General features: G+C 71.5%; 10 protein-coding genes. 4 read left to right on the top strand and 6 right to left on the bottom strand.

Annotated features, from left to right (window positions below; translation table 11 throughout):
* Positions 1 to 136: 136 nt before the first annotated feature.
* Together ABZ570_RS11060 and ABZ570_RS11055 are read right to left on the bottom strand one after the other, a co-directional pair.
* Complete coding sequence (locus ABZ570_RS11060) at positions 137 to 259, bottom strand: hypothetical protein (protein WP_358060368.1); 123 nt, start codon at positions 257 to 259, stop codon at positions 137 to 139.
* Positions 260 to 451: 192 nt separating this feature from the next.
* The gene (locus tag ABZ570_RS11055; RefSeq protein WP_358060365.1) at positions 452 to 1,405 is read right to left on the bottom strand and encodes a hypothetical protein; all 954 of its coding nucleotides are present in this window, start codon (positions 1,403 to 1,405) and stop codon (positions 452 to 454) included.
* 217 nt (positions 1,406 to 1,622) lie between these two features.
* Between ABZ570_RS11055 and ABZ570_RS11050 the strand changes: the two genes are divergently transcribed.
* Positions 1,623 to 2,948, top strand: a complete 1,326-nt coding sequence (locus tag ABZ570_RS11050; protein WP_358060362.1) for an AAA domain-containing protein — start codon at positions 1,623 to 1,625, stop codon at positions 2,946 to 2,948.
* Between the two features lie 30 nt (positions 2,949 to 2,978).
* On the opposite strand, the gene ABZ570_RS11045 is transcribed toward ABZ570_RS11050, so the two are convergent.
* A complete protein-coding gene (locus tag ABZ570_RS11045) occupies positions 2,979 to 3,353 on the bottom strand; it encodes a PH domain-containing protein (protein ID WP_358060359.1) in 375 nt (124 codons plus the stop codon).
* Positions 3,354 to 3,602: 249 nt separating this feature from the next.
* Here ABZ570_RS11045 and ABZ570_RS11040 point away from each other — a divergent pair, with 249 nt between their 5' ends.
* The 3 genes from ABZ570_RS11040 to ABZ570_RS11030 all read left to right on the top strand — a co-directional run bounded on the left by ABZ570_RS11040 (position 3,603) and on the right by ABZ570_RS11030 (position 7,098).
* The gene (locus ABZ570_RS11040; RefSeq protein WP_358060356.1) at positions 3,603 to 4,070 is read left to right on the top strand and encodes a hypothetical protein; all 468 of its coding nucleotides are present in this window, start codon (positions 3,603 to 3,605) and stop codon (positions 4,068 to 4,070) included.
* Between the two features lie 515 nt (positions 4,071 to 4,585).
* Positions 4,586 to 5,080: a hypothetical protein gene (locus ABZ570_RS11035; RefSeq protein ID WP_358060353.1), complete on the top strand. Its 495-nt coding sequence runs from the start codon at positions 4,586 to 4,588 to the stop codon at positions 5,078 to 5,080.
* A gap of 314 nt (positions 5,081 to 5,394) precedes the next feature.
* Positions 5,395 to 7,098 (top strand): carboxylesterase family protein, encoded by a 1,704-nt coding sequence (locus tag ABZ570_RS11030; protein WP_358060350.1) that lies wholly within the window; start codon positions 5,395 to 5,397, stop codon positions 7,096 to 7,098.
* Positions 7,099 to 7,181: 83 nt separating this feature from the next.
* Here ABZ570_RS11030 and ABZ570_RS11025 read toward each other — a convergent pair whose 3' ends face one another.
* Genes ABZ570_RS11025 through ABZ570_RS11015 form a run of 3 tightly spaced genes read right to left on the bottom strand, consistent with a single transcriptional unit; the run spans position 7,182 to position 10,399 of the window.
* The gene (locus ABZ570_RS11025; RefSeq protein ID WP_358060347.1) at positions 7,182 to 8,105 is read right to left on the bottom strand and encodes a carbohydrate ABC transporter permease; all 924 of its coding nucleotides are present in this window, start codon (positions 8,103 to 8,105) and stop codon (positions 7,182 to 7,184) included.
* A complete protein-coding gene (locus ABZ570_RS11020; RefSeq protein ID WP_358060344.1) occupies positions 8,102 to 9,046 on the bottom strand; it encodes a sugar ABC transporter permease in 945 nt (314 codons plus the stop codon). The genes ABZ570_RS11025 and ABZ570_RS11020 overlap by 4 nt, the downstream gene beginning before the upstream one ends.
* Positions 9,047 to 9,049: 3 nt before the next feature.
* Positions 9,050 to 10,399, bottom strand: a complete 1,350-nt coding sequence (locus tag ABZ570_RS11015; RefSeq protein ID WP_358060341.1) for an extracellular solute-binding protein — start codon at positions 10,397 to 10,399, stop codon at positions 9,050 to 9,052.
* Between the last annotated feature and the right edge of the window lie 188 nt (positions 10,400 to 10,587).

Genomic DNA, 10,587 nt, shown 5'->3' with positions numbered 1-10,587 from the left:
ATGAGTCCGACCAGGAACGGCGTCTCGATCCATTGCAGTGCCCCGACCAGGTTCAGGTGGTCAGCGGTCTCCTGCGGGAGCATGGGCAGCGGGGCGACGATGGCGAGCAGCACCCGCCAGAATCCCCGCAGGTCCTTCACCGGCCTGCGCGGTCGCCGACGGCCTGGTCCTGCTCGCCCCCGTCGTCGTCCTGCTCGGCCTGGCCGCCGGCATCGGAGTCGTCATCCGGTTCGCCCGGGCTGACGGCATCGCCCGCCAACGCAGCCAGGCCATCGTGCGCGCCCGCGACGCTGGCCTCGGCCGTCCCCGCTGACCACAGCCGAGACGGCCCCGGGCCGGTCCGGCGCACCCGTCGGCTCGACGGTGCGCGGTCTCTTCGGCCGCCGGCGTTGGTCGCCCTGGCCGCCGGGGCTCTTCCCGACGGCCAGGGCCCGCGATCAGCCGTGGGGGGTCAGCCGTTGTCGACAGCGGTGAGTCGCACCGAGGCCGTGTTGTCGGACGGGTCGGCGTCGGTCAGTTCCTGGATCGGGAAGAACATGGCGCCGACCTGGAACGCGGCTACGCCGAGGTCACCGGCCGGCGTCTCCGCGGGGGCGACGACGACCAGGTCGAAGCTGCGCTCCTCGCCCGGCATGAACCGCCGCCCCGGCACGTACAGCCGGGTGTCCGTGGGCGCCGGGCCGCTGTCCGGTTCGGTGGCCCACACCCGCACCCCGTTCGGCAGGGCGATCCCGTCGACCCACAGCTTGTCGTGCGCCGCGTCGCCGGCGTAGCGGATCGTCATCGGCACCCGGCCGAACCAGCGCCCGTCCGCCACCCGGCTCAGGGTGGCGTCGCCGGCGGTGATCGACGCCTTGATCGTGCTGTCCTGGACGTAGGGCTTGGCCGGGTTGAGCTTCCCGTCCGTCGAGCGGAACTGCGTCCCGAAGTCGGCGACGCCCGCCGGCTCCTGCTGGTAGTAGACCGTCGCCTTGACGGTGCCGTTCCCGGCGCGCATCGCGTACGGCCGGACCGCGGTGAGCACCTCGAACGACAGGACGGCCTGCCTGGTCTCCCGGGGCTGCAGGTAGAGCGACGGGGAGCACTCGCTGACCCGCCGGCCGCCGACCATGTCGTCGAAGGAGACGCAGGGCGCGTCCGGCCCGGCGGTGCGGAACGATCCGGCGATCGGCTCCAGGATCCAGAGGCTGAAGCTGTCCGCGGCGTCGCCCAGGTTGGTGACGGTCACCGTCAGCTCGCCCCGGTAGCCCCGCTCCGTCGGGTCGAGGATCAGGCGTCCCGCCTGCACGGACGCCTTCGCCTCCGGCTGGCTCGCCGCGGCCGACCCGGGTGTCGCCGCACCGACGATGGTGAGTGCCGCTGCCCCGATCAGGGCCGCCAGGCCACGACCGACTCGTCTGTTCATGAGTTGTCCTCCCGTGTGTGGCGCGGCGGCTCTCCGCCGCGCCGTTGACGGGGAAGACGTGTGTTCGTCGACGAAGGGTTGCCGGTCGATCGCCGCTCGTTGTGTCGCACGCCCGACAGGGGCCTGCGCTGCGGCAGCCCGCCACTGCCGGCCCACGGCGGGCCAGTTGCCCGCACGGGTAGGGTGCCGGGGACACTGGTTCGGGAGGTGCCTGTCGATGCTCGCGGGACTGTCGGTGCCGCCCGCGGTCGAGGCGGAGCGGGTCATCACCGCCGTGCTGGCCGACCTGCGCTCCGGCGCGCACCGGGGCGTGGTGGTCGACTCCCCACCCGGGGCCGGCAAGTCCACGCTCGTGGTCCGCGCCGCCGTCGAGCTGGCCGCCGCCGGCGAGCCGCTGATCATCGTGGCGCAGACCAACGAGCAGGTCGACGACCTCATCGACCGCCTCGCCCGCAAGGCCCCCGAGCTGCCCATCGGCCGGCTCTCCGCCACCGACTACCAACCCTCGGAGCGGGTCGCGGGCCACGAGACCGTCCGGGTCGCCGCGAAGGTCGCCGGCCTCGCCGGGGCAGCCGTGGTCATCGGTACGGCCGCCAAGTGGGCCACCGTCGGCGAGGGCGTCTGGCCGTGGGCGATCGTCGACGAGGCGTACCAGATGCGCTCGGACGCGCTGCTGCGCGTGGCCGGCCGGTTCGAGCGGGCGCTCTTCGTCGGGGACCCCGGGCAGCTCGACCCGTTCTCCACTGTCGAGACCGCGCGCTGGACCGGCCTGACCTGGGATCCGATGCAGTCGGCGGTGGCCACCCTGCTGCGGCACAACCCGGAGCTGCCCGTACACCGGCTGCCGGTGTCCTGGCGGCTGCCCGCCACCGCGGCGCCGGTGGTGGCGGCGGCGTTCTACCCGTTCACCGGGTTCCGGGCCGGCACCGGGCCCGCCGACCGGGCGCTGTCGTTCACCGAAGCCGGGCCGGGCGACCAGTTCGACGCGACCGTGGAGGTGGCCGCCGCCTCCGGCTGGGCGTTGTACGAGCTGCCGGCCCGGCACACGCCGCGTACCGATGGCGAGGCCGCGGCGGCCTGCGCGGCCCTCGCCCTGCGGGTGCTGCGGCGCGGCGCGGTCGCGATCTCCGAGCAGGCGCCCGACGGCGCGCCCGTGACGGCCGACCGGATCGCCGTCGGCGCCGCCCACCGCGACCAGGTGGCCGCGATCCGCGCCCGGCTCGGCGAGGCCGGCGCGGGCATCACCGTCGACACCGCCAACCGGCTGCAGGGCCGGGAGTACGACGTGACGATCGTGCTGCACCCGCTGTCGGGCCGGCGGGACGCGACCGCGTTCCACCTGGAGTCGGGGCGGCTGTGCGTGCTCGCCTCCCGGCACCGGCACGCGTGTGTCGTGGTGGCCCGGGCCGGGATCGCCGAGCTGCTCGACGCGCACCCGTCGACCGAGCGGGTGCATCTGGACGTGCCGGTGAAGTTCCCGGACGGCTGGGAAGCGAACCAGGCCATGCTGACGATACTCAGGCAGCGGCGCGCACCGGCCTGATCCGTTCGTCGAAGTCTCCGCCCGTCCAGCTCAGAGCACGTAGGTCGCGACGAGCTGGCCGAGCTGGAGAATGTCCGAACCTCCCTTGAACTCGAGCCGGACCTTCCCCAGCCCGCTGAACCACAGGTCGAGTTCGGCGTCGAGGTCGAAGGTGCCGGCGGTCTCGATGGAGAAGGCCTGGATCTTGCTGTACGGAAGGGACGTGAAGTCCCGCTTCTTTCCGGTGATGCCCTGGACATTGACGGCGATCAGCCGCTTGTCGGTGAAGACGACGAAGTCGCGTACCGCCTTGTAGCACGAGACCAGGCGCTCCTGGGGGATCATGAGCGGAGCGACCAGAGGCATGATGTCCTCGGGCCTGGCCGGGTTCAGTTTGAAGACAGAGCCGTTCGAGAAGTCGATCATGGCTGCACATTCTAGATCCACCCAGCCCGGACACCCACGGGCCACCATCGCCGTCCTGCGGCGATGCGCCTGTCACGCAGCTCAGGCCGCCGTACCCCTGCGGGGCGGGCCGGCCATGCGGGGAGGGCTCGCTCCCCTCCGTTCGGCTTCGACGCCCGATGTCGCATAGCTGCGGACCGTCCCGCCGGTGCGCTTCGGACTCCTTCGCGGCATGTACTAGCCTGCGGCGACGAGGGAGGGAGGCGAGCCATGGACCTGGTGCTCGTGCCAGCGAGATGGCTCGCCGAACCCATCGCCCGCGTGCTCGGGGCCGACGGCAGGACGCGACAGGACCGGCGGGACGAGGTGATGCAGGACCTCACCCTGCCCGGCGACGACATCGACGACCTGGGCCTGCGCCACATCGCCCGGTCGGCGGCCTGGTTCGTGATCCTCGCCGCGGGCTTCTTCCTCTCCATGGCGGTGGCGATCCCGATCTCGCTGTTCGTCAAGGAGTTGTCCGACCCGGCGTTCTTCGGGGCCGCGCTGTTCAGCTTCTTCCTGTTCTTCATGGCATGTCTGCACGGCGCGAAGGCGCTGATCGTCCACTACCTGCCCGAACACTGGTGGAACCCGCGCAACCGGGTGTGGCGGGTCGCGATGCTGGCACAACTCCCGGATCTAGCGGTCGCCCTGGCGCTCGCGTACGTGATCGCCACGTCCGTGGTCAGCGACTGACCCGCGCCGGTCCGGTCGGAGCTGGCCCCGATCGACGGAACAACGCCGCGCCGGCGCATGCCGCCGGCAGGTCGTGGCTCAGGTCGCCGTAGCCGGGCCGGGTGGGCCCGCCGCGCCCCGGCGGACGGCCTCGGCCGCCAGCTGCGACCGGCGCCGGTCGTCGTCGCGGCCGGAGCGCCCCACAGCTCGGCGCGGGCCCGAGCGGGCTATCAGAGTGCGCAGAAGGCGAGGGCCGTCTACAAGCCGGGGAAGAACTCCCGGAAGCTGCAGAACAAGCGCAAGCTGAGTAAGGCCGCGGTGCGGGCGAGGAAGGCCGCCAGCAAGGCCCAGCGGCGGTACGACCCGTGGAAGTATGCCGGTGCCGGCTACGCTGCCACCGCGGGAGCCCAGACGGCCTGCAAGTACTCGAATCCGTGCGGCAGCAGGGTGCAGAGGTGGCGAGGAGGTTGGATCTGAGCGACGACCGGGGTCCGGGGGGCCGCCTCTCGGACCCCGGTGGTCGCCTGGTGCGCCTGATGGCCGGTCCCGTGGTGTGGTTGACGGGGCTGGCCGACGACCGGGCGGCGCTATGCCGGCAGACGGTCGAGCGGCCGACCCACTCCGTCGAGGCCAACCTTCGGAACCAGGAGCGAGGCTACGCGTGGACGGTGTTCGGCGCGTTCTGGGCGTTCGGTGGCGTGGCCATTGCTCTGTTACTCGAACCGGTGATCGGAAAGGCGGTCGCCGGCACCCTCTGGGGTGTGGTGATGTTCGGGCTGGTGCTGTCGGCGGTCAGCGCGGGGCTGAGCGGGCTGCGGGCGATGGCGGCGGGCCGGTGGGGCTGGCTGGTGTTTCCCAGTGACGCGGCGGAGAAGCACACCCGGCTGCGGTTGCGCCGGCGCCGGTCATCGCCGGACGCCGCCGGCCGCCGTCTGCGGTTGCTGCGCTGGGCGTGCCAGCCGTGGCGGTGGGATCCGCTGATCGCGGCGGTCGTCGCGATCCCGTTCTACTTCGCCGGCGTGAGCCTTTGATCGGCCCACCAGTGCGGGTCACGCATGTCTCGCTGGGCACGGCTGTACCAGCCGAAGCTCGTCCGTTGGTGGAAGTGACATCAGTGGATCTGCTGGAGTGGCCTGCGCCATGGCTGTCGGGTTGGGCTGGCCGTCTCCTAGGCGTTCGGGGTAGCCGGCAGGAGCGGCGGGACGAGGTGATGGGTCACCTCACCTCACCTCGCCCCGTCGCGCTTTCGCAACTGTGATCCGGCTGGGCCAGTGGTGGTGGCACCACTCCGGTCGAGGTGCTGGCGCCCCTGACCGGCCGGCCGGGATCGCGTTGGATCGTCGGTATGACGAACACGATCTATCCGCCCGAGCCTACCGGGGTGGAGCCGAACAGCTGGCCACGGCGGGTTGCGGGCGGCGCGCTGGCCGCGGTCGCCGCCGCTTGCGTCCTGGTCAGCGCTGCCGTCGTGCCCGCGCGATCCGCGACCGCGGCCCCGCTGGCGGGCAGCGGCTCAGCCGCCGTCATCGCGACCGACAGCGGCCCGGTCAGGGGCATGCTCACCGGCGGCTACCGGTCCTTCCAGGGAATCCCGTACGCGGCGGCTCCGGTCGGCGAGCTGCGCTGGGTCTCGCCGCAGCCGGTCACACCGTGGACGAAGGTGCGCGACGCCACCCGGCCGGGCGACACCTGCGCCCAGCCGGCTGGCATCCCGATGGGCCGGCCGAGCACCTCGGAGGACTGCCTGTTCCTCAACGTGACCACGCCGCGCGGCGGTGGTGACCGGCTGCGGCCGGTGATGGTCTGGCTGCACGGCGGCAGCCTCACCTACGGAGGCGGGGACATCTATTCCCCAATCGGGCTCGTGACCCGCGGGGATGTCGTCGTCGTGACCGTCAACTACCGGCTCGGCGCACTCGGCTTCCTCGCCCACCAGGCCTTCGACGCCGGCGCGAGCCGGTCGGGCAACTTCGGCCTGGAGGACCAGCAGGCCGCCCTCCGCTGGGTACGCCGTAACGCCGCGGCCTTCGGCGGCGACCCGCGCAACGTGACCCTCTTCGGGGAGTCCGCGGGCAGCTTCAGCACCTGCGCACACCTTGCCTCACCGGCGTCGGCGGGACTGTTCGACAAGGTGATCATGCAAAGTGGTCCGTGCACCGCCGGCTGGACCCCGGCCACGACGTCGTCACCGCGACCGCGGGCGGTGGCGCAGCAGGAGGCGCTGGCCCTGGCGAAGTCGCTCGGCTGCGCGGACCCGGCCACCGCGGCGGCGTGCCTGCGGGCGAAGCCGGCCAGCGACCTGCTGGCGGCGGCGGCGTCTCTGCCCGACCTCGGGCCCGTGCTGGGCGGCCCGGTCCTGCCGATCGACCCTGCCGAGGCGCTGGCCACGGGCCGGTTCCATCGGGTGCCCGTGCTCCACGGCTACAACCGGGACGAGGAGCGGCTGCGCGTGTGGGGCCTGGAGGTGTCCGGGGCGAACTGCGGCCCCGGCGTGCCGACGCTGCCCGGCCGGCCGCAGGAGTGCCCGCTGACCGCCGCGCAGTACCTCGACCAGCTCCGCCAGCAGTGGCCCGGCACGGCCGGAAAGGTCGCGGCCCGCTACCCGAGCCGCGGGTACGCGTCACCGAGCGAGGCGCTGGGCGCCGCGCTCACCGACGCCGTCTGGGTCCGGTCAACCCTGGACACCGCTGCGGCGCTGGCCCGCCACACCCCGACGTACGCGTACGAGTTCGCCGACGAACACCCGCCGTTCTTCATCGGGGCGAACCAGCCCAGCTTCCCGCTCGGCTCCTTCCACACCGCCGAACTGCCGTACCTGTTCACCGTCGGCTACGCCCAGCCGCTGTCGGACACCCAGCAGGCGCTCAGCGAGCAGATGATCGCCTACTGGTCCCGATTCGCGCGTACCGGCGACCCGAACGGCCCCGGCACGCCGACCTGGTCGCCGTATGACGGGCGGCACGTGCTCTCCCTCGCCTCGGGCGCGATCCGGCCCGTCAACGCCAAGGCTGCCCACCACTACGCCTTCTGGCAGTCAGTGGACCGCTGATCCTCCGACAGCGCGGGGTTGGAGCGCCGTGCTCCAACCCCGCGCAGCCGGGTCTACTCCCCGCCGACCGCCCACCCGACAGGTCACCCCTTGCGGCCGGTGGTGGCGATGCCCGCCACGAAGTGCCGCTGGGCCAGGAAGAACAGGATGATCATCGGTACGGTGGCGAGCACGCTGCCGGCCAGCACCACCTCCCACTGCTGCTCGCCGCCGTAGCCGAACCGGTCGAGCACCACCTTCAGCCCGCGGGGCAGGGTGTAGAGCTGCTCGTTGCGCAGGTAGATCAGCGGCTTGAGCAGATCCGTCCAGCTCGACTTGAACTCGAAGACGAACGCCACCAGCAGGGCCGGCCGGATCAGCGGGAAGGCCAGCTTCCAGAACAGCTGCGGGTAGCTGGCCCCGTCCACCCGCGCCGCCTCGAAGTACTCGCGCGGCAGCGAGAGCAGAAACTGCCGGAGCAGGAAGATGTAGAACGCCGAGCCGAAGAGGTTTCCCGCCCAGAGCGGCACCTGGGTGTCGACGAACCCGAGCTTCGACCAGATCAGGTAGGTCGGGATCATCGTCACCGCGAACGGCAGCATCATGGTGGCGAGCACCAGCCCGAAGAGCAGATTCCGGCCGGGGAAGCGGAAGTAGGCGAAGCCGAACGCCACCCAGGCGCTGGAGATGGTCACCGTCGCGGCGGCGGCCACCCCGACCACCACGCTGTTGAACAGCCAGGTGAGCAGCGGAACCGCCCGCCACGCCTCGGCGTAGTTGCCCGGGGCGAAGGGCGCGGGCAGGAAACCGGGGGCGAAGACGTACTCCCGGGGGCGCAGCGAGGCACTGACCAGCCAGACGAACGGCAGCATGAAGATGACCGCCGCGCCGACCAGGGCCGACACGAACAGCACCCGCTGCCAGAGCGGTCGCCGGCCGTCCGCCGCGACCGGCCGCCGGGCCGCGGGCGCGGCCGGCTCGTTCCGGGGTACGGCGGTGACGGCGCCCGGGGTGACGGTGGTGCTCATCGGTCGTCCCCCTCGTAGTACACGAACCGGTTACCCAGCTTCACCTGCACCGCCGTGATGATCAGGATGATCACGAAGAGCAGCCAGGCCATCGCGGAGGCGAAGCCCATGTGCAGGAACTGGAACGCTTCCTGGAACAGATGGATCACGTAGAACGACGCCGCGTCGCTGTTGAACGAGCCCTGCGTCTGCCGGTTGCCGAAGTACATCGTGTAGACCTCGGTGAACATCTGCAGCGACGCGATGGTGTTGACGATCAACGTGAAGAACAGCGCACCGGAGATCATCGGCAGGGTCACGTGCCGGAACCGGGCCCACGCCCCGGCCCCGTCGAGGTCGGCGGCCTCGTAGAGGTCGCGGGGCACGTTCTGCAACGCCGCCAGATAGATGATCACCGTGGAGCCGAGGCTCCACAGGCTCATCAGCACGATGCCGGGCAGCACCCAGTCCGGATCGGTGGTCCAGCTCGGCCCCGCGATCCCGACCAGCCCGAGCGCCCGGTTGATCAGCCCGTCCTGGGTGTTGAGCAGCAGCAGGAAAAGGATGCCCACGGCCACCGCCGGGGTCATCACCGGCAGGTAGAACACCGTACGGAAGAAGCCCTGGAGCCGGCCGACCCGCTTGAGCAGCAGCGCCAGCCCGAGCGAGACGACCATCGCCAGGGGGACGTGCAGCGCCGTGTAGTAGACGGTGTTGCCGAGGCTGCGGGCCACCTGCGGGTCCGCCGTCAACTGTCGGTAGTTGTCGAGCCCGGTCCAGCGCGGCGGATTGATCACGTCGTACTCGGTGAAGCTCAGCCAGAGGCTGGCGATCATCGGCCCGGCGGTGAAGGCCAGGAACCCGACGATCCACGGTGCCAGGAACAGGTACGCCCAGCGGGCCTCCCGCCGGGCCAGCGGCCTACGGCACCGCCGGCCCGGCACGGGAGCGGTGGTGGCCATCGCCTACCTCGCGGCCTTGTCCAGCGCGGCGGTCGCCTCCTGCTGCGCCCGGGCCAGTGCCTGCGCCGGCTGGGCCTGGCCGGAGAGCACCCGGTTGACCGCGTCGGTCCACGCCTTGTCGAACTCGGCCCCGGCCGGGGAAGCGGGCATGGCGAACGAGCTGTCCTGGGCCGCCCGAATGGTGGTCACCGCGTCGTCGAAGCGCTGGTTGCCGGTGGGCTGGTACACCTCGTCGAAGATCTTCTGGTCGGCGGCGGCGTTGCCGGTCCAGACCCCGGTGAACGGCTGCCCGGCGGCCTTGCGCGCCTCGGCGCGGGCCTTGGCGGCGGCGAGCCAGGTGTCGACGGTGGTCATCTGCTTGGCGAAGGCGCAGGCGGCGTCGGGATTCTTCGCCCCCTTGGTGATCACCCACGCCTGCCCGTTGGACATGGTCAGCGGCCTGCCCTGCCGGTCGACGAAGGGCTTCACCACCAGCTCGGCCCTGGGGCTGTTCTTGGCGGCCTGGTTGAGGAACCACTCCTCCATCGGCCAGGCGGCGATCTGATTCCGGGCCAGCGGGTTCTGCGCGCCGAAGAAGTCGAAGGTGTCCCGGAAGGACTTGAACCTCCCCCAGCCGCCCTGGTCCTGGATGAGCCTCAGCCCGGTGGCGAGCGCCTCGACCACCTTCGGGTCGTCGAGGTTCGCCTTCGTCCCGTCGTCGGAGATCATGTCGGCGCCGTTGGCCTTGACCCACATGGGCAGGAACTCGGGGATCTTGGGGTCGATGCCGATCCGGGTGAGCTTGCCGCTGGAGACCTTGGCGAGCTTCGCGTTGAGCGCCGGCAGGCCGGCCCAGTCGGCCAGGTCCACGTCGTCGGCGGTCAGCCCGGCCTGCTTGAGCACCGCCTCGTTGAGGTAGAGCACCCGGACGGTGTTGAACTCGGGGATGCCGTAGACCGTGCCGTTCAGGGTGACCTGGTCCCTGGCCGCCGGCCGGTACTGCCCCAGGTCGATGCCCTGCTTGTCGACGCAGTCCGTCAGTGGCTGGATCGAGCCGCGCTTGGCGTACGTGCCGATCAGCTTGCGGTCCAGGTAGACCAGGTCCGGCGGGTTTCCCGAGGCCACCGCCGAGAGGAACTGCTGCTCATCGAAGGAACCCTCGTTGATCTTGAGGTCGACGTCCGGATGATCCCGCTTGAACGTGTCCACCCGGGTCTTCGCGATCTCGTCGGACAGCCCGAAACCCATGGTGGTCAGCGTCCCGCTGCCGGTGGCGCCGCCATCGGCGCCACCGCCACCACCCACCCCACCGCAGCCGGTGATCGCCAGGGTCAGCACCGCGACCAGCGCGGTCGCCCGAAGTGTCCGTGACATCGCCACCTCCTGATGAGAGCCCGCGGGCAGCACTGCCCGCGACCTGCACTTCTCCGGTTCGTGGGAATTCCAAACGTCCGCCGCCCGAGGTAGCTGATCTTGAGAGACGAGGCTGGGCTGAATCACGTGCCGGCTGATCGACGGCGCAGGCGACCGCAGCCGGCCCGGAACGCGAGAGCGCCCCGCGA

The sequence above is a fragment of the Micromonospora sp. NPDC007271 genome (assembly GCF_040634005.1).
Taxonomy (GTDB): domain Bacteria; phylum Actinomycetota; class Actinomycetes; order Mycobacteriales; family Micromonosporaceae; genus Micromonospora.
Note: the sequence above shows the minus strand (reverse complement) of the source record. Positions and strands in the feature narration are given on the sequence as shown.